This window comes from Streptomyces sp. NBC_00286, assembly GCF_036173125.1.
GTDB lineage: Bacteria > Actinomycetota > Actinomycetes > Streptomycetales > Streptomycetaceae > Streptomyces.
This window is the reverse complement of the sequence record NZ_CP108054.1, coordinates 671,663-691,636: the sequence shown is the minus strand read 5'-3', so window position 1 is coordinate 691,636 and position 19,974 is coordinate 671,663. Positions and strand designations below refer to the sequence as shown.

Annotated in this window: 18 protein-coding genes and 3 pseudogenes; 10 read left to right on the top strand and 11 right to left on the bottom strand. The window is 70.8% G+C overall.

Annotated features, from left to right (window positions below; all coding sequences use genetic code 11):
* Positions 1-2 precede the first annotated feature (2 nt).
* The gene (locus tag OHT21_RS03305; RefSeq protein ID WP_328766671.1) at positions 3-260 is read right to left on the bottom strand and encodes a hypothetical protein; all 258 of its coding nucleotides are present in this window, start codon (positions 258-260) and stop codon (positions 3-5) included.
* 622 nt (positions 261-882) lie between these two features.
* Between OHT21_RS03305 and OHT21_RS03300 the strand changes: the two genes are divergently transcribed.
* From OHT21_RS03300 to OHT21_RS03290, 3 genes and pseudogenes are all read left to right on the top strand, one after another.
* Positions 883-1,881 carry an Acg family FMN-binding oxidoreductase gene (locus OHT21_RS03300; protein ID WP_328766670.1) on the top strand — a complete coding sequence of 333 codons (999 nt, stop codon included), beginning with the start codon at positions 883-885 and terminating at the stop codon, positions 1,879-1,881.
* A gap of 272 nt (positions 1,882-2,153) precedes the next feature.
* Positions 2,154-3,059 (top strand): universal stress protein, encoded by a 906-nt coding sequence (locus OHT21_RS03295; protein WP_328766669.1) that lies wholly within the window; start codon positions 2,154-2,156, stop codon positions 3,057-3,059.
* Positions 3,060-3,135: 76 nt separating this feature from the next.
* Positions 3,136-3,309 (top strand): annotated as a pseudogene (locus OHT21_RS03290) (glycosyl hydrolase family 65 protein); the annotation flags it as partial.
* Here the strand turns inward: OHT21_RS03290 and ppdK are convergent.
* Positions 3,303-5,522 (bottom strand): annotated as a pseudogene (gene ppdK / locus OHT21_RS03285) (pyruvate, phosphate dikinase); the annotation flags it as partial. The pseudogenes OHT21_RS03290 and ppdK sit on opposite strands and share 7 nt — an antisense overlap.
* A 178-nt stretch (positions 5,523-5,700) precedes the next feature.
* Between ppdK and OHT21_RS03280 the strand changes: the two are divergent.
* Positions 5,701-6,120, top strand: coding sequence for an Hsp20/alpha crystallin family protein (locus tag OHT21_RS03280; RefSeq protein ID WP_328766668.1), 420 nt, complete (start codon positions 5,701-5,703; stop codon positions 6,118-6,120).
* A gap of 183 nt (positions 6,121-6,303) precedes the next feature.
* Here the strand turns inward: OHT21_RS03280 and OHT21_RS03275 are convergent, their stop codons facing one another.
* From OHT21_RS03275 to OHT21_RS03250, 6 genes are all read right to left on the bottom strand, one after another.
* A complete protein-coding gene (locus OHT21_RS03275; RefSeq protein ID WP_328766667.1) occupies positions 6,304-6,624 on the bottom strand; it encodes a hypothetical protein in 321 nt (106 codons plus the stop codon).
* Between the two features lie 304 nt (positions 6,625-6,928).
* Entirely contained in the window at positions 6,929-7,957 is a 1,029-nt protein-coding gene (locus OHT21_RS03270) for an alcohol dehydrogenase catalytic domain-containing protein (protein WP_328766666.1), read from the bottom strand.
* A 200-nt stretch (positions 7,958-8,157) separates the two neighbouring features.
* Positions 8,158-9,768, bottom strand: coding sequence for an FAD-dependent monooxygenase (locus OHT21_RS03265; RefSeq protein ID WP_328766665.1), 1,611 nt, complete (start codon positions 9,766-9,768; stop codon positions 8,158-8,160).
* Positions 9,741-10,307 (bottom strand): hypothetical protein, encoded by a 567-nt coding sequence (locus OHT21_RS03260; RefSeq protein WP_328766664.1) that lies wholly within the window; start codon positions 10,305-10,307, stop codon positions 9,741-9,743. Before OHT21_RS03260 ends, OHT21_RS03265 begins: the two co-directional genes overlap by 28 nt.
* 181 nt (positions 10,308-10,488) lie before the next feature.
* Positions 10,489-11,964, bottom strand: a complete 1,476-nt coding sequence (locus tag OHT21_RS03255) for a bifunctional aminoglycoside phosphotransferase/ATP-binding protein (RefSeq protein ID WP_328773945.1) — start codon at positions 11,962-11,964, stop codon at positions 10,489-10,491.
* Positions 11,965-12,043: 79 nt separating this feature from the next.
* Complete coding sequence (locus OHT21_RS03250; protein WP_328766663.1) at positions 12,044-12,919, bottom strand: universal stress protein; 876 nt, start codon at positions 12,917-12,919, stop codon at positions 12,044-12,046.
* 260 nt (positions 12,920-13,179) lie between these two features.
* Between OHT21_RS03250 and OHT21_RS03245 the strand changes: the two genes are divergently transcribed.
* From OHT21_RS03245 to OHT21_RS03225, 5 genes are all read left to right on the top strand, one after another.
* A complete protein-coding gene (locus tag OHT21_RS03245) occupies positions 13,180-13,998 on the top strand; it encodes a universal stress protein (protein WP_328766662.1) in 819 nt (272 codons plus the stop codon).
* A gap of 138 nt (positions 13,999-14,136) precedes the next feature.
* Positions 14,137-14,754 (top strand): Rv1733c family protein, encoded by a 618-nt coding sequence (locus tag OHT21_RS03240; protein ID WP_328766661.1) that lies wholly within the window; start codon positions 14,137-14,139, stop codon positions 14,752-14,754.
* A 39-nt stretch (positions 14,755-14,793) separates the two neighbouring features.
* Positions 14,794-16,185 carry a nicotinate phosphoribosyltransferase gene (locus tag OHT21_RS03235; RefSeq protein ID WP_328766660.1) on the top strand — a complete coding sequence of 464 codons (1,392 nt, stop codon included), beginning with the start codon at positions 14,794-14,796 and terminating at the stop codon, positions 16,183-16,185.
* Between the two features lie 11 nt (positions 16,186-16,196).
* Positions 16,197-16,508, top strand: a complete 312-nt coding sequence (locus tag OHT21_RS03230; RefSeq protein ID WP_328766659.1) for a DUF1876 domain-containing protein — start codon at positions 16,197-16,199, stop codon at positions 16,506-16,508.
* 3 nt (positions 16,509-16,511) lie between these two features.
* Positions 16,512-16,976, top strand: coding sequence for an Hsp20/alpha crystallin family protein (locus OHT21_RS03225; RefSeq protein ID WP_328766658.1), 465 nt, complete (start codon positions 16,512-16,514; stop codon positions 16,974-16,976).
* Positions 16,977-17,026: 50 nt separating this feature from the next.
* On the opposite strand, the pseudogene OHT21_RS03220 reads toward OHT21_RS03225, so the two are convergent.
* Positions 17,027-17,703 (bottom strand): annotated as a pseudogene (locus tag OHT21_RS03220) (CBS domain-containing protein).
* A 163-nt stretch (positions 17,704-17,866) separates the two neighbouring features.
* On the opposite strand from OHT21_RS03220, the gene OHT21_RS03215 reads away from it, so the two are divergent.
* Positions 17,867-18,796 carry a DUF1918 domain-containing protein gene (locus tag OHT21_RS03215; RefSeq protein WP_328766657.1) on the top strand — a complete coding sequence of 310 codons (930 nt, stop codon included), beginning with the start codon at positions 17,867-17,869 and terminating at the stop codon, positions 18,794-18,796.
* A 54-nt stretch (positions 18,797-18,850) separates the two neighbouring features.
* Here the strand turns inward: OHT21_RS03215 and OHT21_RS03210 are convergent, their stop codons facing one another.
* Both OHT21_RS03210 and OHT21_RS03205 read right to left on the bottom strand, forming a co-directional pair.
* Positions 18,851-19,528, bottom strand: coding sequence for a CBS domain-containing protein (locus tag OHT21_RS03210; RefSeq protein WP_328766656.1), 678 nt, complete (start codon positions 19,526-19,528; stop codon positions 18,851-18,853).
* A 24-nt stretch (positions 19,529-19,552) separates the two neighbouring features.
* Positions 19,553-19,954, bottom strand: coding sequence for a Crp/Fnr family transcriptional regulator (locus OHT21_RS03205; protein ID WP_328773944.1), 402 nt, complete (start codon positions 19,952-19,954; stop codon positions 19,553-19,555).
* Positions 19,955-19,974 lie beyond the last annotated feature (20 nt).

Genomic DNA, 19,974 nt, shown 5'->3' with positions numbered 1-19,974 from the left:
CGTCAGTCGTGACGTCCTGCTCGGGGTGCGTGCCGCCCGTCGGCCAGGGAGTACATCCTCGCCTGGTACGTGGCCGGGTCGATCCGGCCGTGCAACCGCTGTCCCACAAGCCGCCGCTCGGCGGCCTCGAGCGCGGTGCGGCGGTCCCGGAGCCGACGCCGCGGCGGCCGCCGGTTCTCGGCCGGTGTCAGCAGGCGGGCCGTGTCGTACAACGCGCCGGCAAGAATCAGCAGACAGAGCAAAGCGGCTACGGCAACCATGGCATCGGCCCTACGAGGAGCGGCGCCACCCGGTGCGGGCAGTCGGTGTCAGCGTGTCCTCGGACAGCCTTCTGGTACAGGGACCACTCGGGTCACGGCGCGGGCCCGACCGTCCCTTTCGCCGCTTGCCCGGGTCAGGGTGCACAGGTGGAAACGGGCTGCGCTGCCGGATCGGAGCGGACCGGGGAGGGGAAACGCCCGGCGGCCTGTGGCGTTCGGGCGCGGTGCCGCCTCGCCCGATCACCCGGTTGCCGTCGGGAGACAGCGTCGCGACACGGGCGAGCGGCTGCGACCGCATGTAGGCGATCTCTTCGTCGGTGAACGACATGACATCCTCCGGGCCTGCGCATGAAAGGGACTTCCACCTCCCATACGACAGGCATTCCTCCGGATCGGCACCGATACGACGCGCCTGGAGGTATCCCCGACGGCCGGTCCCGGCGTGCCAGGGCTGCCCTCGGCTCCTGGCGGACGTATCTCTCGTCGCCGGGCTCGATCGGTGTCGTCCCGCGGGCCATATGAGGCCACATGGCCCGCGATGACGGGCCGGTCAACCCTCCTCCGGAGCGGGACGGTGGCCGAGGGTTGACGGTACGGGGGTGAACAGTGCGGAGGAGCCGTCATGCAGACCCGGGAAATCGACGCTACGGCCGTTCAGGCCCTGATGTCCGCGGCGGTGGCCGCGCCGTCGATCCACAACACGCAGCCCTGGCGGTTCGGCCTGGACCCGGACAGCCGGTCGATCGAGGTCCGTTCCGACCGCAGGCGGCCACTGCCGATGGCCGATCCGGACCTGCGTGCCCAGCACCTGTCGGTGGGTGCGGCCGTCTTCAACCTCCGCGTGACGGCGGCGCATCTGGGCTGGAATCCCGTCGTACGACTGCTGCCCGCCCCGGACGACCCCGACCTGCTGGCCACCGTGCAACTGACGGCTGTGCCCGCCGCCGACGGGCCGCCGTCCTTCCGCGACCTGTATGAGGCGGTCGAGCGGCGTCACACGAGCCGGATGCCCTTCACCGGCCGCCCGGTGCCGGACCCGGTCGTGACGGAGATGATCAGCTCCGCCCGGGCCGAGGGCGCACACCTGGATGTCCCCGACATCCTGGGGACCAGGCGCCTGCTGCGCCTGACCCAGGCGGCCGAGGCCCGCAACGCCTCCCATCCGGCCCGTACCGCCGAGGCGCGCACCTGGATCACTCTCCCGCGAGCGGACACCCCCTACGGCATTCCCCTGACCGCCCTGGGCCCCCGGGACGCGTCCAGGCGGATGCCGATGCGGGACTTCACCGGCTCGTTGCCCGCGCCGCACCTGCCCGCCCTGCGGTTCGAACGCCACGCCCAGGTGGCCCTGCTGTGGACCTTGCGCGACAGGAGGGAGGACTGGCTGCGGGCGGGCCAGGCCCTTCAGCACGTGCTGCTCACGGCGACCGTGCACGGGGTGCGCACCTCGATGCTGCACCAGGCGATGGAGTGGCCGGACCTGCGGGCGGCGACGGGCGGACCGGGGCGTCGGTGCTGCCCGCAGCTGCTGATCCGGTTCGGGTACGGCCCGGACGGCCACCGCACGCCGCGTGCGTCCGCGTACCCCGTGACTCGTCCCGCCCCGGGCTGCGACCGGTGACCTTCAGTGTGGGGACCGAGCAGGCGGGCTGACTCCGCCTCAGCGGCCCGCACCCCAACGGCGAGACAGGGCACAACGGGCACCGTCGGCCGGATCGGGGTTACCGATCGAGTCCCGGCTGCCCAACGGGCCCTGAGAAGAGGGCCGTTGCCCCACCCCGCGCCTGCCGGCCCACAGGGCCCACCGGCCCCGGTCGGGGACCTGTGGCCCCTGCACCACCGGCCCCCGCACCACCACGCTGGAATCACATCCCCGTTGAGGAGGCAGAAGCCATGGTTCACAGTGTTGTAGTAGGTCTCGATGGCTCGGCCGAGAGCCGTGCCGCCGCCGAGTGGGCGGCCCGCGAGGCGAAGCGGCGCGTCCTCCCGCTCAAGCTGGTCCACGTCTGGGAGGCGGTCCCCGAGCCCATAGCTCTGGCGTCGCTCCTCGGTGCCGAGACGCAGTCCATAGGCTGGGGAGAGATCCCGCGCGAGGCGGCCGAAGAGCTCCGTCTGCGTCACCCCAGGCTGGACGTGACCGTGGACCAGGTCCCCGGCCGGCCCGCCGAGGTGCTGACTGCGGCGGCGAAGGACGCCGAGCTGCTGGTCCTCGGCTCCCGAGGGATGAGCGGCATCGGCGGATACCTCGTCGGCTCCGTGGGCCAGGCCGTCGTGGCGCACGCCGAGCAGCCGGTGGTTCTCGTGCGGGCCGGGGAGCAGGCCGCGGACGGGCATGCGATGGATCCGTCCGCAACCCTGTTCGCCGGGGACCCGTCCGGGCCCGTCGTCCTCGGGCTCGACACCGACCACCCCGACCACACGCTCCTCGCCTTCGCCTTCGAGGCGGCCGCCCGCCGTGTCACACCTCTGCGGGTCGTCCACGCCTGGACCCTGCCGCCGTACTTCGCGTACGGCCTGCCCGCCGACCCCGAGCTCAACGCCGTGCTGGGCAAGCAGGACGCTGTCGCACTGGCCGAGGTGCTGCACCGCTGGAAGGAGAAGTACCCGGCCGTCAAGGTCGTCGAGGAGTCCCGCGCCGGCAATCCCGCCATCCAGCTGATCGACGCCTCCCGCCAGGCATCCCTGGTCGTCGTGGGCCGGCGGATCCGCCGCAGCCTGCTCGGCGCGCACATCGGCCCCATCACGCACGCCGTGCTGCACCATGCCACCGCCCCAGTCGCCGTCGTTGCGCACGACTGACGCAACGCCCTGGAGGAACAGGCCGCCGAGACGCTGGAGGCGGCGCTGCGCGACGCTCCCGAGGATGTGGAAGTGCAAGAAAGCCCTGGAGCAGGACGTCGCCGACCTTCAGGGCGGCACCACCCGTGAAGGCATCCACCTCGGCGCCATGGCCGGCACCCTGGATCTGGTGCAGCGCGGCCTGACCGGGCTGGAGACCCGCGAGGACGCCCTCCGGCTGGACCCCGTGCCGCTTCCGGCACTGTCGGACAGCACCTGTTCCACTTCCCCGCGGACCAGCCGGAGTTCCGTGACGTCCCCGACGAGCGGCACCATGATCTCCGCCTCGGGGGAGCCTTCGGCCCTCGTGCGCTCGCACGACCGCTTCGGCGATGGCTCGCCCCTGCATGGCGACCAGCCCGGGGACCACCAGGCCGAGGCGTCTTCCGCGCAAACCGAGCATCGGGTTGTCCTCGTGCGTGCGCCGCACGGCGGCGAGCAACTCGGCGTCGCGTTCGGCTGCTCGCCGCGGGCCTGCGTGGCGGCGATGCGGACTGCGAGATCCGTGCGGTCGGGCAGGAACTCGTGCAGGGGCGGGTCGAGCAGACGGATGGTGACCGGCAGGCCGTCCATCGCCTCCAGGATGCCGACGAAGTCCTGCCGCTGGAGGGGAAGGAGCGTGTCCAACGCACGGTCGCGGACCGCGTCGTCGCGGGCCAGGATCATCTCCTCGACCAGTTTGCGGCGCTCGCCGAGGAACATGTGCTCGGTGCGGCACAGCCCGATGCCCTGTGCGCCGAACCGGCGGGCACGGGCCGCGTCCTTGGGTGTGTCGGCGTTGGCCCGTACCTCCAACCTCCGTACTTCGTCAGCGAGTTGCAGAGCGCCGGCCACCGCGTCCGCTACACGGGCGGAGCCCTCACTTGTCTCCAGAAAGCGCATCACCGCCGAGTCGACCAGCGGGACCGCTCCCGCGTACACGGCACCGGCGGAGCCGTCGACCGAGATCACACTGCCCTGCTCGACAACGGTTCCGTCGTGCGTGGTGAAGCGCCGGCCCGTGGTGTCCACCGAGAGCTCTTCGGCGCCGCACACGCAGACCTTGTCCACGCCGCGTGCGACGACGGCCGCGTGCGACGTCTTGCCGCCTCGACTGGTCAGCACGGCCCCGGCGGCGACCATACCGGGCAGGTCGTCGGGCGTGGTCTCCTCGCGGACGAGCACCACCTTCTCGCCGGACGCGGCCCGTCGTACCGCCTCGGCGGAGTCGAAGACGGCCGCGCCGACCGCGGCACCGGGCGAGGCCGGGATGCCGTGGGCGAGTGGGTCGCCGGTCGTGGAGGTGTCGAAGCGGGGGAACATCAGCCGGGCCAGCCCGTCACCATTCACCCGTGCCAGCCCCTCGCGTGGGGTGATGAGCCCTTCGTCGGCCAACTCGGCGGCGATGGTGAACGCGGCCTCGGCGGTGCGCTTGCCGACCCGGGGCTGGAGCATCCACAGCCTGCCGCGCTCGATGGTGAACTCGAAGTCGCACAGGTCCCGGTAGTGCCGCTCCAGGGCGCCCATGTGGTCGCGCAGTTGTCGGTACGAGCGGGGGTCCAGCTGTTCCAGTTCGGCGAGGGGCACGGTGTCGCGGAGGCCGGCGGCGACGTCCTCGCCCTGAGCGTTGGGCAGGTAGTCGCCGTACAGGCCGGAGCGTCCGGTGGCCGGGTCGCGGGTGAAGGCGACGCCGCTGCCGGAATCGCGGCCGAGGTTGCCATAGACCATGCGCTGCACGGTGACGGCAGTGCCCAGGTCGTCGGGGATGTGCTCGCGGCGGCGGTAGAGGCGGGCGCGTTCGCCGTTCCAGGAGCGGAAGACGCCGAGGATCGCCCGGCGCAGCTGCTCCGCGGGGGACTGGGGGAAGTAGTCCCCCGTTTCCTCATGGATGAGCCGCTTGTACGCCTCGACGAGTTCGGCGAGGTCGGCGGCGTCCAGGTGCAGATCGTCCGGGGTGCCCCGCAGCTCCTTGAGCCGGGTCATCATCCGGTCGAACAGTGCCCCGTCGACGCCCATGACCGTGCTGCCGTACATCTGGATGAGGCGCCGGTAGGAGTCCCAGGCGAAGCGTTCGTTCCCCGAGGCTTTGGCCAGGCCCAGGACGGAGTCGTCGTTGAGGCCGATGTCCAGGACCGTCTCCATCATGCCGGGCATGGAGAAACGCGCTCCGGAGCGCACGGACACCAGCAGCGGGTCGTCCGGCTGCCCGAGGCGCCGTCCGGCGTCGGACTCGATGGCCGACAGGCGCCGGGAGACCTCCTGGGACATTCCCTCCGGTTCGGCGCCGGTGGCCAGGAAGGCCCGGCACGCCTCGGTGGAGACGATGAAACCCGGCGGGACGGGCAGGCCCGCCGGGTCATCTCGGCGAGGTTCGCGCCCTTGCCGCCGAGCAGGCCGGACCAGGTCACGGCCGCCCTCCGTGAAGTCGTACACGTAACGGACCACGACACTGTTCCTCGGCTCCCAGCTCCGTACGGCAGCTGTGTGGGTTTCCGTCCCTTCCAGCCTCCTACGGCCGTCCTGGTGAGGGCAGGTGCCGCCCGACCCTCCCGATGGGGCCGGTCGGCCCAAGCGCACACAGTGCCCGGTGAAAGACGCTGGTATTGGAGAAGAGGTGAACGAAATGACCAGCACGATCGAGCGGCTCCTGGGCCCGTCCATGCTGTCCGCCCCGACCGACTGGGCGGAGGCAGGCTTCCCCGTGATGGACACCGTTCCCGAAACGCACGGCATCCACGTGGAAGAGCGCCTGACCGACGGGACGTATGTGCTGCTGGCCGAGCTTCCGGGAGTCGACGCCCAGGACATCGAGATCACCATCTCGGGAGGTGTTCTTACCCTGCGCGCCCAGCACAGCGTGGTGACCGCCGAGAAGCAGTTCGTCTACGGCCACTACACCCCGCTGCCGACCGGGGCGAAGGGCGACGAGGCCACGGCGAACCACCAGCATGGTGTTCTGACCATCACGATGCCGATGCTGGAGACGGGGCCCGGCACCGGAGCCACCCCCGTGCGGGAGCCTCTGCGCGTGACTGTGCCCTGAGTCGCACATGAATGTGCCGTGACTCGCACAACGGGTCCGCAGCGGATCCGCTCTTCCGGTGGACCCTCGTGTGTCCAGGAGCTGCCGGTCCCCGGCGGGAACGGCGGTTGAGCAGTTGCGTCCCCCGAGCGGCTCATGCCCGGCATGCGGTCTTGCACCCGCCCGCGACGGCCCGCTGGCCGGTCACGGGCGGGCCTGACCGTTCCCGACGCCGAGGGAGCGCAGGACATTCGCGAAGCGGGCCGTACGGCGGGCCAGTTCCGTATAGGTGACGGTCGAGACGGAGTCGTCCCGGGCGACGCACCGCAGCGCGACCTTGTGCGCGTGGTCCGAGGCCGCGTGCCCGTCGACCGCCTCGTGGGCCATGTTGAGCCCACCGTCGGGCAGCCCGGCCCGCGCGCTGTGCGCCTGCGACCAGGTGAAGGCGGAGCGGGTCCGGTCGTAGTCGGTGAGACAGGGCGGGACGACCGGTGCGGTGTCCTTGCGGATGGTTTCCCAGTGCATGGGTGCTCCTCCCGGCACTGCCCTGATCTCCAGAGTCGCCGAGCACGGCGTCGGCCGCACTTCGACCGGAGGAGGTGGCCCGATGGGACGGGCGGCGGCTCTCTGCCGGCGTTCATGGAGCCGGGGGCCGCCCGCTTCTTGCGGGCCCGAATTGCACGGTGCGCGGTTTCACTCCGCTTCGCCGTGTCCCTTTGTGGCCCTCGGCTCAATTCCATAGAACCGCCGCTCATCGGCAGGTTGTAGGGCCGAACGGCCCGGAACAAGGGGCCGACCGACCCGTTCGGACCTCTGTCGGCCGGGCGGTTCACTCGCGGTGCAGCACGACTTTGAGAGCGCCCGTGGTGGTGCCGTGCGAGAACACCTCGTAGGCGTCCTCCATCCGATCGAGTCCGAAGGTGTGGGTGACCAACTGTGAGACGTGCAGGCGTCCGAACCTCACCAGCTCCATCAGCCACGGTATGGAGTACGTGTCCACCTGGCCGGTACTGATCGTCACGTTCTTGCGCCACAGGGATTCGAGATGCAGCGTGACCGGTTTGCCGTGTGTGCCGATGTTGGCGATGTGCCCCCCTGCGCGGACGGCGCGGGTGCACAGGACGAAGCCGTCCGGTTCCCCCGATGCCTCGATGACCACGTCGGCCCCCGGCCCCTCGGACAGTTCGGCGATCATCTTCCCCGGTAGTTCGGCGGCATCGGGCCCTATATGGGCGGCGGCTTCCAGCCGGGCGGAGGACAGGTCCACCACGATGATCCGGCGGGGCGAGTAGAGCCGCGCGACGACGACGCAGGCGAGACCGACGGGACCCGCGCCCACCACGACGAGGGTGTCTCCCGGGCCCACCTGTCCATTCCGCACGCCGACTTCGTAGGACGTGGGGAGAACCTCGGCGAGCAGGACCGCGTCGTCGAGCGGGAGGGAGGAGGGCCGTCGGTGGGTGGAAAAGTCGGCGAAGGGGACCCGCACGAACTCCGCCTGGGTTCCGTTGATCAGGCCCCCCAGGATCCATCCACCGCCCTCGCGGCACTGTCCGCGCATGGTGTCACGGCACGCCGCACAGTGGCCGCAGGCCGAGACGGAGGACACGATCACCTGGTCCCCTGGGCGAAGGTGGTGGACGTCGCTGCCGACTTCCATGACCTCGCCGACGGCCTCGTGGCCGAGGACCGTCCCCGGCTTCACCTCGGGCAGGTCTCCGCGCAGGATGTGCAGATCGGTGCCGCAGACGGTGGTGGCGTCGACGCGCACGACGGCGTCGGCTGGGTCCTCGATGGCCGGATCCGTGACCGTGTCCCAGAAGATCTGTCCGGGGCCGTGGTAGACGAGGGCTCGCATGGTCACCCACTCCCTGGCTGACTCGGCCGGTTCTCTCCACCGTCGCTCTGGGAGTACGGCAGGGCAACCGGGGCCATCAGCTTGTCGGGCTCCTCAGGACCCCAGCTCGTTGGGCTCCTCAGGACCCCAGCTCGTTGGGCTCCTCAGGACCGTCGGACTCCTGAGCCGGGGTGTGGGTGTGGGGCCCCGACGCCTGGTGTTCATGGCCGGACGAGCGGAGATGCCGCTGCGCCGATCAATGAGAGCCAGCCGGTCAGCCCGGCCGGGTCGGCGGTCCCGCAGCGGAAGCCGACATGCCCGTCCGGACGGACGGCCATCAGCCCGCGACCGGGGCTGTTCGTCAGCCGGAGCACGGTGACCAGGGGACCGGGCACGGCGTCCGGCGGCGGGTCGGCCTCGCGCTGCAGCAGCAGGTGCACACCCGGGCGGGCCAGCAGCTCGTGCAGCCGCCTGGGAGGTCCTTCGGCGCTGACGATCGCGTCCGGCAGGCGGTCTCCTGGGCGGGGAGCGCCACGCAGGGGCGGTGTTCCCTCCACCGACAGGGGGCTGCGCCGGTAGTTCACCCGTAGCTGGGAGATGAGACGGATGGCCTCGGCGACCAGCCGTCGCCGGTGCAGGAGGGCGGGTATGGCCGGGGCCGTGAGCGGAGCGGCCACCGCGCGCAACCATGAAGGGATCCGGCCGGTCGACGCCTCCGCCCAGAACGCGGTGTGTGTGAGGACCAGCCGTCGGTGGGCAGCTGCTCTGCGCTCCCTGTCGTAGGAGTCGAGCAGCACGTCGGCACCGCGCCCGTCCGCGGACTCCCCCCTGGGGTCGCTCGCCGCGAAGCCGAGCTTCCAGCCGAGGTTCACCGCGTCCTGGATACCGGCGTTCATGCCCTGGCCGGTGGCCGGTGAGTAGTTGTGCGCCGCGTCCCCCGCGAGGAAGAGCCGCCCCCGGCGGAACCGCCCGGCGAGGCCGCACTGCAGCGGCACCCGCGCGGACCACGCGAGACGCTCGATCCGGTTCTGAAGCCCCGCATCGTTGAGGAGGTGCTGGAGCTCGGCCTGCGGGACGGCGGATCCGGGTTGGCCGAAGTTCTGGCCGGCCCCGTCGGTGGACGCCCGTGTGGCCAGCAGCCGCCAGGTGGCCTGCTCGCCGAGCGGGAAGAGGAACAACAGCCCTTGGCGCCCCGCGAACACCTCGGCACCGGAGCGCTCGGAGATGCCGCCGAGGTCGAGGTCGGCGAGGACCACCTCTTCGGCGTAGGGCCTCCCGTGCCATCCGATGCCGGCACAGTCCCGCACGGTACTGGCCGGGCCGTCGCAGCCGACGACGAAGGGGCAGCGGATCTCCTCGATGCCGTGCCGCGATCGCAGCACGGCCCGCACGCTGTGCCCGTCATCGCGGACAGTGGTCAGTTCTGTGCCCCGTTCCACCGTCACCCCGCGGCCGGCGAGTGCCCGCGTCAGCACTCGTTCGACGTCCATCTGCCGCATGAGCGACAGATGGGGGAACGCCGTGTCGGGCAGCGCGAGGTCCGCGAGCCTGGTCTCGACGACGCGGGAGCCGAGATGAAGGTCGACTGCCGGGGCGGGGTCCGCCAGCTCCAGCAGGGCGTCGGTGACGCCGAGTGGGCGAAGGACTTCCAGAGTGCGGGGGTGCAGGATGAGCGCACGGGAGGGCCGGAACGGCTCGGGGCGCCGCTCGACGACGCGGATCCGTGCTCCGTGGTCATGGGCCTCCAGAGCGAGGGTGAGGCCGGTTGTACCGGCCCCGACGACCAGGATGTCCACCACTGTCGTCACGTCCCGGCCTGGATGCGCCACCATGCTGCGCTGTTGTGCGGCGCAAGGTTTTCGATCAGCCCGGGATCCGCGATCACGTCGTCGCGGCGCAGCCCGGGCACAACGGCATAGCTGATCGAACCAGGCACGCTGACCAGCGCCAGGACCCGCCACAGGGAACGCGCGTAGTGCTCGGCGCGCTCCGTGCCGTCCCACTCGTACACGCCGCGGTAGCGATCATGCTCGTCGTGGGCCAGCCACAGCTTCGAGGTGAAACCGGGAAAGCCGACGAACAGCGGGGTGTTCAGCAGGCTCTCCGCGCGGAACAGGGCGTGTGCGGGCCCGCGCACCAGGCGCAGCCGGAAGGTGACCACCAGCGTGCACGGGTCCTTCGCCGAGCCGCTGCCGAGGCGGGTCTCCCGGTACACCCGGGCCGAGGTGCCGTCGGCGAAGCGCAGCCGCATCTCCTGCCGTTCCTTCGGCAGACGGACCCGGTGCCGCGCGAGCAGCGCGAAGGTGGAGAGGAAGCATGTGGCCACGGCCCTCCACGCCTCGCCAGGGTCGAGGGGTTTCTGTTCACCCATGGTGGCCGCCTCACGAAGTGCCGTAACGGGCGTACGGGGCCTCGGCCCTGCCACGCCTCCTGCCGGACCGGAGCGCCCCCGTACAACCACCATGAGTGAATGCGCCGTGCCGCGCGAAACCTGGTGGCGCGGGCCGGCACCTGGCTGTTGTCCCCAGCCATGTGCGGGCGTCCCAACTCGTCTAGTCCGGCTCCATGTAGGGGCGACGGAAGACCGGTGTCCGGCTGTCGGCGTGCGGGCGGATCGCCTCCAGTGCCTGGACCACCGCGGCCTCCAGGGAACCGCTCGTATCGACCCTGACGGCCTCAGGCCAGGGCGGTTCCGTGGAGGCCATGGCGGTGGCCACGTCGACGCCGGCGTCGGACGCCCCGGGCGCGCGGGTGGCGAGGCGCGTTGTGGTCACCTCGTCCGGAACGTGGCAGTGCAGGGCGACGAGGTCGGCGTAGGTGCGTTCGGCCATGCTCAGGGCGGCTTCGCGCTGTGCGGCGTCGTGCCAGGTGGCGTCCAGGACGACGGACTCACCCTGGGACAGCAGGGTCGATGCGCGGTCGAGGAGGGCCGCGTACGTCTTGTTGGTCCATTCGGGGGAGTACAGGCCCTCGCCGTAGGCGGCGGCAGCCGGCTGTTCCGCCGGGATGCCCGCCAGTTCCTTGCGGAGGCGGTCGCTGCTGAGCAGGGTGACGCCGAGGCGGTCGGCGAGCGCGCCGGAGAGCGTGGACTTGCCGCTGCCCGGGAGTCCGCCGACAAGGGTCAGGCCGACGGCGGAGGCGCGCAGGTGGCGCAGGGCGGTCGTGATCAGTCGGTGTGCTGCCGCCTCCGCGCCGGGCGTGCCCTGGCGTGCCTGGATCAGGGAGACCTTGGCCCGGACGAACGCGCGGTACGCGACGTAGTGGTGGCGCAGGGAGGGGGGCGCCGGGTCGCCGGAGTACTCGTCGTACTCGGCGAGGAAAAACGTCGCCGCCTCCAGGGCGCCGAGTTGTTCCAGGTCCATGGCGAGGAAGGCGGCGTCGTCGAGGCCGTCGACGTAACGAAGGGTGTCGTCGAACTCCAGGCAGTCCAGGACGCGTGGGCCGTCGTCGAGGCAGAAGATGTCCTCGGCGAGCAGGTCTCCGTGGCCGTCGACCACCCGCCCCTGCTCGATGCGCCTGTCGAACAAGGGCTCGCGGCCGGCGAGGTAGCGGCGCACCGAGCGCTCGATCTCCTCCACCCCGTCGGGCACGGTGCCGTCGTCGGACAGGGCGCGGACCTGGGCGAAGCTCGCTTCCCAGCGCGAGGACAGTGCGTCGCGCGTCCCCTGCTCGGTCACCTCCCGGCTGCGAGGTGCGCTCGCGTGGTGGGCGGCGAGCAGCCGGGCGACGGCCCGAAGGGCGTCGTCGACGGCCGCTCCTTCCCGTACGAGCCGGGAGAGGCGGCGCTCGGTGGCCATGCGGCGCATCACCACGACGGGTTCCGGTACGTCGGTGTCCGGGCTGCGGAATTCGCCGACGCCGAGGTAGACGTCGCGGGCGAAACGGCGGTTGAGGACGACCTCTCTCTCGCACGCGGCCTGCCGGTCGGCCACCGTGGTGTAGTCCAGGAATGTCAGGTCGACTGGTTTCTTCACCTTGTAGGCGCGGTCCCCGATGAAGAGGACCACGGCGGTGTGTGTCTCGCGCACCTCGGCACGCGAGAGCGACGGGTTCCTGGGGGCGTCGTCCCGCCGCGCCGCCGCCATCGGCTCGCCGGGGTGGTTCGGCTCAGTCATGGGGGACGACGGCGACAGGGCAGCGCGCGTGGTGGGCGGCGGCCTGGGCCACGGGGCCCAGGCGTGGTGCCAGGGGAGGGTGGTGCTTGCGTCGGCCGACGACCAGCAACTCGGCGCCTGCGGCGGCTGCTATGACAGCCCTGGCGGGGCTGTCGAGGCGGATGGCCTCAGCTACGACCACGCCCGGGAACTTCTCGCGCCAGGGGCGGAGGGCCTGGCTCAGGCCCTCCTGGGCCTCCTGCCTGACCTCGTGGGTCACGGTGTGGTCCACGCCCCAGGGGGCGTACGCGTGGAGCGGCACGCTGCGGCCATGGACGGTGCGGAGCGGCAAGCCCCGCACCGCGGCGGTGGTGAAGGCGAATTCGAGCAGGTCGTCGCACGGTCCGTGCAGTTTCAGTGCCACCACCACGCCGCCTGCCGAACCTGATTCGGGCGCGCGGCCTTCTTCCCCCCGCTCGGCGCGCACCAGGACCACGGGCCGCTCAGCGCGTGCCACCACGGGCATGCTGATGTCGCCGAGGAAGTAGCTCTCCACGGGAGTCAGGCCCCGCGAGCCGAGCACGAGCATCTCGGACTCCGACGATGCCTGGAGCAGTGCGTTCTGTGCGTCGTCGGCGACCAGGTTGCCGACGACGGTGAGGCCCGGGTGGCGCGCCTGGAGTTCCGCCTGGGCGTTGCGCATGAGCCGCTTCGCCCAGTAGTTCTGGTCGACTTCCGCGGGAATGCGGGTCGGCTCCGGGGCCAGCAGCGGCCACGCGTGCAGCAGGCGCAGGGTGAGATTGCGTCGCTCGGCTTCGTCGGCGGCCCAGCGGGCGGCGGCGAGGCTCTCGGGTGAGCCGTCGAGGCCGACGGTGAGGGCTTGTTCCATGGCGACTGTCTCCGTCTCGTACGAAGCTGGAAGGGACGGTGAGTGCGGTCACCGCCCGGACGGCTGCCGCCCCCGTGCGTCGGTGGCCGTGCAGGCCGGCCGTGGGGCGTGCTCGACCCGACGCACGAGCGTTGGCGCCGACCGACAGAGCACGGTGCTTCTACATCGAGGACTACCCCAGTTCTTCTCGCGGCGCATGTGGTCCCCGGCGAGGCGGCGCTCGCACGGGCGTGAAGCCCGGAACAAGGGAGGTGGGAGCGGTGGTGGTTCCCCTGGTGGTCGGCATCGACGGGTCCGAGGCGAGCCTTGAGGCGGTGGAGTGGGCCGCGGGCGAGGCGGTCCGGCACGAGGTGCCGCTCCATCTCGTGCACGCGGCCGTAACAGAACACGAGACGCCCGACCTGGTTGCTGTCGCCTCGGAGCGAGCCGGCAAGAGCGCGCCCACGGTACGGCTGTCCAGTGAGGTGGTGCACGAGGACGCGGCGTCCGCCCTGGTCGGCAAAGGGCGCAACGCCTTCGCGCTGGTACTCGGATCCCGAGGGCTCGGAGATCTCGCCGGACTGCTCCTGGGCTCGGTCAGCTTGGCCGTGGCCGCTCATGCCGACTGCCCGGTCGTCGTCGTGCGCGGTGGGCTGGAGCACCGGAGCGGCCGGTTCGGGAGCGTCGTCGTCGGTGTCGAGGACGGGCAGGGCAGCGGTACGGCTGTGGACTTCGCGTTCCGGGAGGCCCATGTGCGGAAATGTCGGCTGGTGGCGGTGCACGCCTGGAGCGTCCCGGTCGGGAACCCTGGGCCGCCGGGCTTTTCCGGATACGCCCTCCAGGCCACGGGGCGCCCACCGGCACAGGTGCTCGCTGACGCACTGCGCAGCCCTGCGGAGCGGTATCAGGACGTGCCGGTGAGCAGCGAGGTGGTCGAGGGCCCGGCCCGGCGGGTGCTCTTGGAGGCTGCGTCCGGTGCTGATCTGCTCGTCGTCGGGGCCCGCAGGCGACATGGGCACGTGGGTCTGCAGTTGGGCCTGGTCAACCACGCGGTGCTGCATCACGCGCCGTGTCCGATCGCGGTCGTACCGCAGGTGTGACCGGTGACGAGCAAGGTGGGTCGAGTGGCCGGTCAGTAGGGACCTTCGGCCCAGTGATCGGACTCTGCCGCCGTTGGAGGGTGGTGAGGGAGTCAGACGTGGCGGGGGGACGCACCAGCAACAGCTGGAGGCCAGACCATGAGCGCACAGGATCCGCCGCACGCATCCGGTCCCCACGGACCGCACAAGGAGCAGCCCCCGCCGAGAGGCGCGAACCCACTGAGGCGTACGTCCGATCGGGCCGAAGCCTGGTGCTCCGGTTTCCTGCTGGCGGTGCTTGTCCTCGGACTGCCCGTGGCTTCGGTGAGCGCGGGGCTGGCGGTCCACGAGTCGACGATGCGCACCGTTCAAGCCCAGGCCGCGGAGCGGTTCCAGGTCACCGCTCGGGTGACCTCGGCCCCGGAGGCAGCATCGGGCGCTGCTGCGGACGAGAAGCAGAAGGTTCAGGTCAGGTGGACCGACAAGGACGGCCGACAGCAGACGGGAAGCGCCCCTGTACCGCTGGACAAGACCGCAGGCTCGACCGTGCGGATCTGGGTGGACCGGGAAGGAACCGTCAAGAACCCGCCGATGCCTGCGAGCAACGCGAAGGCCGGCGGCTGGCTCATGGGCGGCATGACGGCGGTCGGCGTGTACGCCGGCTTCGTTGCTGCGCGCAAAGGTATGCGCCTGGCGTTCGACCGCAGAAGGTACGCACAGTGGGACGCCGAATGGGACCGGGTGGAACCCCTCTGGTCCGCGCGGTTCCACAGGTGACAGGCCGAGGCCCCGAGCGTGGTCCAGGAGGTGACGCAGATGTCCGATGCGACGACCACTGACCTCTACGAGGTCACGATGGCGATGTCGTACCTGCGTGAGGGAATGACCGGCCCGGCAACGTTCAGCCTGTTCGTCCGCGACATGCCGCCCGGCCGGGGCTTCCTGGTGGCCGCCGGCCTGGAGTCGTCGCTGGACTTCCTGTCAGGGTTCCAGGTCGACGCCGAGGATGTCGATTCCTTCGCCTCAGCACTGCACCGGCCGCCACGTGATCTGGCCCCGCTGCTGGGCATGGAGTTCACCGGCCAGGTGCGGGCGGTGCCGGAGGGGCGGATCGTCCTGGCGGGGGAGCCGCTGCTGGAGGTGACCGCTCCGCTCCCGCAGGCCCAGCTGGTCGAGACGTACATCCTCAACCAGGTCAACCACCAGACGACGATCGCCTCGAAAGCCGCACGGTGCGTCCTGGCCGCTGCCGGCCATCCGGTCGTGGACTTCTCCCTGCGCCGCACGCACGGCCCTCAAGCCGGTTTCCAGGCCGCCCGGCTGAGCGCCATGGTGGGATTCACCGGAACGAGCAACGTCGCCGCGGCCACCGCCGAAGGACTCTCGGCCGTCGGCACGATGGCCCACTCGTACATCGAGGCGTTCGGAACGGAGGAGGCGGCCTTCCGGGCCTTCGCCCGGTCCCACCCCGGTCCGGTGACGCTCCTGGTGGATACCTACGACACCGAAGAGGGGGTACGCGTCGCGGCCCGCGTCCTGCGGGACCTGGACCGTGGGCCCGGCTCGGCCGTACGGCTGGACAGCGGAGACCTGGGAGCCCTGGCGCAGACGGCGCGTGCCACCCTCGACGAGGCGGGACTGCCGGACGTACGGATCATCGCCAGCGGCGGTCTCGACGAGTACGCCGTGGACGAACTGGTCCGCTCCGGGGCGCCGATCGACGTCTACGCCGTCGGCACCCGCGTCGGGGTCTCGGCCGACGCCCCGTTCCTGGACTCGGCCTACAAGATGGTCGAGTACGACGGCCGACCGGTGATGAAGCTCTCCTCGGCCAAGGTGACCGCCCCTGGACAGAAGCAAGTGTTCCGCCGTCCCGGATTCGCGGACGTGATCGGGCTCCATGATGAGCAGCCGCCGGGGGCAGGCGTACCGCTGCTGGAGACGGTCATGCAGAACGGGAGTCGCACCGTCGAGCGCCCCACTCTGGACGAGAGCGGGGGGAGGTTCGCCGCCGACCTGGCCGGACTCCCGCCCGCGGCACGCCGCATTCATGCCCCCCTCGCGCCACGCGCGACCATCTCCGGACAGCTGACTGTCCTCGCCGACCAGGTCCGGCACCGTATCGAAGACGAGGTCCTGGCCTCATTCGCCAACCTGCGCAACCACGAGTGGAGCGCAACCGGATCACAGCGCTCCCAACCGAGATGAGGAGGGCAGCGATGCCGCATACCGTGGAATGGAAGGTTCGCCTCTACCTCTTCGAGGAAGAGGGAACGACCAAGGCACGTGTGGTGCTGGACACCGGGACCACGGAGCTCACCGGGCACGGGGCCGCGCACAGGAACCCGGCGGACATGGACGTGCCGGAGATCGGTGACGAGCTGGCGGCGGGCAGGGCCCTGCACGACCTCGGCCGGCAGCTGGTGAACGTTGCCGAGCGCGACATCGAGGGCATCGGCGCGGCCGCCGCCGGGCGCAGGGACCACCCGGAGACCGGCTGGCCGTTGCCGGATCAGATGCAAGGAGGATGACCGATGACGCTGCCCGCGCACCATCACCATGGGAGGGGCACTCTCCCCGCATGGGACCCCATCCGCGAACTTGAGGACCTGCACACTCGCATGGACCGTCTCATGCAGTCCGCCTTTCCCGGCGGCGCCGAACTCGGCACAGCCGGGGCATGGGCGCCGCTGGCGGACATCGAGGACACCGAGGACGCGTACCTGGTGGAGCTGGAGCTTCCCGGTGTGGACAAGGACGACATCACCGTGGAGGTCACCGACTCCGAGATCGATGTCCACGGCGAGATCAAGGAGAAGGAACGCACCGGCGTGGTCCGGCGGCGCGCCCGCCACGTCGGGGAGTTCGACTACCGCACGAGTCTGCCGCCGAACTCGGACACCGAACACATCAGCGCCGAGCTGACCAACGGGGTTCTCACCGTCCGCGTCCCGAAAGCCGAGAAAGCCAAGGCGCGTCGCATCGAGATCGCCGGCTGAGCCAAGGACGGGAGCAGCCCCCGTTGCTCCTAGCCAGTTCCTGCGATGCCTTAGCTGTTGTCCTTTGCCGAATTCTGGGAGGCGTCCGGGCGGTGCGCGATGTGCTCGGCGACAGAGACCACGCCGTCAACGCTCCTGCACAGCCGCTCGATCACCGGGATCAGGCTCCTGACCTTGACGGATCCACCGAGGCTCACGTGCCCTTCGCGAACCTCGACCGTCACGTCCGAGGCGATAGGTCCCAGGGTCCCCCGCAGCAGGTCCCCCGTGATCTCGTCGCGGATGGCGTCGTCACGGCGCAGGAAGATCCTCAGCAGGTCACCGCGGCTGACGATGCCCTGCAGCCGGTCCGTCTCGTCCACCACGGGCAGTCGCTTGACGTTCTGGACCGCCATGAGGCGAGCCGCCTCGACCGCGGTCCACTCCGGACGCGCGCACACGGCGGGAGCCGACATCAGCTCTTCGGCCCTGGCGCCTTCGGCCTTGGCACGCTCCCACGCCTCCAGATGCGGAACCGGTGTCAGGCCGGACGGGTCGGCCTGGGCGGAGGACTTGCGCAGCAGGTCGGCCTCGGACTCCACGCCGACGGGGCGGTCGAGTTCGTCGCCACGGGTACGGCGGTGACGTCGTTGTCCGCGAGCAGTTTCACGATCTCCTTGAACGGCATGTCGCGCCGTGCTCGCACGACATCTCGGGTCATGAGCTCCTCGACCGTACGGTGGTGCATGTCGCCTCTCCCTTCCGGGCGGAGACAGCCAGTGGCCAGGGGATGGGGCGGCGCCGGACCGGCCGTCCGGCCACCCGGATCACGGAGGTTCTCGTCCCGTGCGGCGGCACGCCGCGCGGGGGACGTTGGGTTACAGCAGCATTCTGCGGAAACGGCGGCGATCATGCGAGCTCAACTCGGCGATCAACTCGTGGTGAAGAGCCCTGCCACCGGCGCCACCAGGCGCGAAGGCGAGATTGTCGGACTCCACCACGAGGATGGAACGCCTCCCTACGATGTGCGCTGGTCGGACACGGATGAGGTGACCCTCGTCTTTCCCGGGCCCGACGCACACATCCGTCACATCGAGCACGGGCCCGGGAGCGCACACGAGCCTTCCCGGCCACGTACGGACCAGGCAGGCGGGCAGAGAAGTGCCGAGCCCCGCGGAACCCCGCCGAGCAGGCCGCCCAATCCCGGTGACATCGGCCGCCGCGTTGCCACCGAACGCACACGCCAAGGACTGACCCGGGAAGAGACAGCCCGCCGCGCCAGAATGGCACCGGAATACCTGGCATACCTCGAAGAACAGCCTGCCGACCCGACCGTTGCCACTCTTATCGGCCTGGCCGATGCGCTGGGCACCACCACCGCCGCTCTGCGCGGAGGCGGCATCGATCTGCCGCCTGGCCTGGGCCAGGCGCTCCTGCACCCTCGCCTGCTCGACCTCCACCCCGACGAATGCCGCACCCTGATGTCCACACACGGCGTGGGGCGCGTCGCGGTGTCGACAGCGCACGGCCCGGCGGTGGTTCCGGTGAACTACGAGGTCGTCGACGACGCGATCGCGTTCCGGACCGCGCCGGACTCGGTCCCGGCCGCGGCCGTGGGATCGGAAGTCGCCTTCGAGGTCGACCACGTCGACGAAGCCATGAGCCAGGGCTGGAGCGTGCTCGTCGTCGGACCCGCGCGTGAGGTTACCGACCCTGACGCCATGCGCGAGCTGGTCGATCGCGCCCACACCACGCCGTGGCCAGGCGGTGAACGCGAGATGTGGGTGTCGATCCAGCCCACGCGCATCACGGGGCGCCGTATTAGTTCGGCCGAGCAATGAGGGAGGAGCGCCGGCCACTCCTCCCCGCTCGGTACGTACGACTGGGGCGACCTTTCACCGCTCGCCCCTCGGTCCGGCCGGAGTGGTGGACTCACCGGTGAGGTGGGGCTCGACGTCCACCACGCCCTCCACTGCGCGCACGAGGCGCACGGCAACCGAGATCAGCGAGGTGTCCTGGATGTGTCCGCGGAGGGTGACGACGCCCTCGTGCACGTTCACGTGGATGGCGTGGCTGAAGGCCGGGAAAAGGTAGGACACCACGGTGCGGCGGACCTCCTCCTCGATTTCCGCGTCCGACCGCAGGAAGACCTTCAGCAGGTCGGCGCGGCTGACGATGCCCTGGAGCATGCCGATGTCGTCGATCACGGGCAGCCGTTTGACGTGCCTGACGGCCATGATCCTGGCCGCCTGGGTCAAGGTGGCGTCGGGGTGGACCGTGATGGCGGGGGTGCTCATGAGCTCCTCCGCCGTCACTGCCCCGGCCTTGACGACGTCGGACAGGCGCCGACGTTGCTCGGAAAGGCTCGGGTCGCTGTCGCGGAACTCCTCCTTGGGCAGCAGGTCGGCCTCGGAGACGACGCCGATGACGCGCCCTTCTCCCTCCAGCACCGGCATGGCACTGACCTTCCACTGCTCCATGGTCCGGACGATCTCCTTGAAGGGGGCGTCGCGTCCGACGGCCACGACCGTATGCGTCATCACATCGCTCACGATGTGCGGGGTCTCAGGCACTTCGGACCTCCTCGTCTCGCCTCGTCAGGGCACTTCGCCTGCGCCGTAGGGCGCGTACAGGTCGAGCAGTCGCACCCGGTCGGACCTGAGCCGGGCTGCGATCACTCCGGCGACATAGGTGCACATTTCGTGCTGCAGTTCCGGGTTCTTGCCGCACAGCTCACGGACCGCGGCCGCGTCGAACTCGTAGGCGCGCACCGGGCTGCTGGCCTGGGCACCCAGGTGCCAGTGGTGGGGAGGGACGAACCATGACCAGCCCAGCAGTTCCCCGGCCCCGAGGGTGTCGACGACCGCTGCGCGGCGGCCGGGCACGTGCAGGTCGAGAGCGACGGTGCCCGTGTGGATGATCCAGAAGCGGTCGGCCTTGCCGCCCTCGTTGAAGATGCGCTCGTCGATCTCGAACGACACCTCGTGAGCGAGGGACATGAGCTGCTCGCGATGTTCCT

Excerpts from the sequence above, each read along its gene's own strand:
- OHT21_RS03305 (WP_328766671.1), bottom strand. The coding sequence starts at position 260 with ATGGTTGCCGTAGCCGCTTTGCTCTGTCTGCTGATTCTTGCCGGCGCG.
- OHT21_RS03300 (WP_328766670.1), top strand. The coding sequence starts at position 883 with ATGCAGACCCGGGAAATCGACGCTACGGCCGTTCAGGCCCTGATGTCC.
- OHT21_RS03295 (WP_328766669.1), top strand. The coding sequence starts at position 2,154 with ATGGTTCACAGTGTTGTAGTAGGTCTCGATGGCTCGGCCGAGAGCCGT.
- OHT21_RS03280 (WP_328766668.1), top strand. The coding sequence starts at position 5,701 with ATGACCAGCACGATCGAGCGGCTCCTGGGCCCGTCCATGCTGTCCGCC.
- OHT21_RS03275 (WP_328766667.1), bottom strand. The coding sequence starts at position 6,624 with ATGCACTGGGAAACCATCCGCAAGGACACCGCACCGGTCGTCCCGCCC.
- OHT21_RS03270 (WP_328766666.1), bottom strand. The coding sequence starts at position 7,957 with ATGCGAGCCCTCGTCTACCACGGCCCCGGACAGATCTTCTGGGACACG.
- OHT21_RS03265 (WP_328766665.1), bottom strand. The coding sequence starts at position 9,768 with ATGGTGGCGCATCCAGGCCGGGACGTGACGACAGTGGTGGACATCCTG.
- OHT21_RS03260 (WP_328766664.1), bottom strand. The coding sequence starts at position 10,307 with ATGGGTGAACAGAAACCCCTCGACCCTGGCGAGGCGTGGAGGGCCGTG.
- OHT21_RS03250 (WP_328766663.1), bottom strand. The coding sequence starts at position 12,919 with ATGGAACAAGCCCTCACCGTCGGCCTCGACGGCTCACCCGAGAGCCTC.
- OHT21_RS03240 (WP_328766661.1), top strand. The coding sequence starts at position 14,137 with ATGAGCGCACAGGATCCGCCGCACGCATCCGGTCCCCACGGACCGCAC.
- OHT21_RS03235 (WP_328766660.1), top strand. The coding sequence starts at position 14,794 with ATGTCCGATGCGACGACCACTGACCTCTACGAGGTCACGATGGCGATG.
- OHT21_RS03230 (WP_328766659.1), top strand. The coding sequence starts at position 16,197 with ATGCCGCATACCGTGGAATGGAAGGTTCGCCTCTACCTCTTCGAGGAA.
- OHT21_RS03225 (WP_328766658.1), top strand. The coding sequence starts at position 16,512 with ATGACGCTGCCCGCGCACCATCACCATGGGAGGGGCACTCTCCCCGCA.
- OHT21_RS03215 (WP_328766657.1), top strand. The coding sequence starts at position 17,867 with ATGCGAGCTCAACTCGGCGATCAACTCGTGGTGAAGAGCCCTGCCACC.
- OHT21_RS03205 (WP_328773944.1), bottom strand. The coding sequence starts at position 19,954 with ATGTCCCTCGCTCACGAGGTGTCGTTCGAGATCGACGAGCGCATCTTC.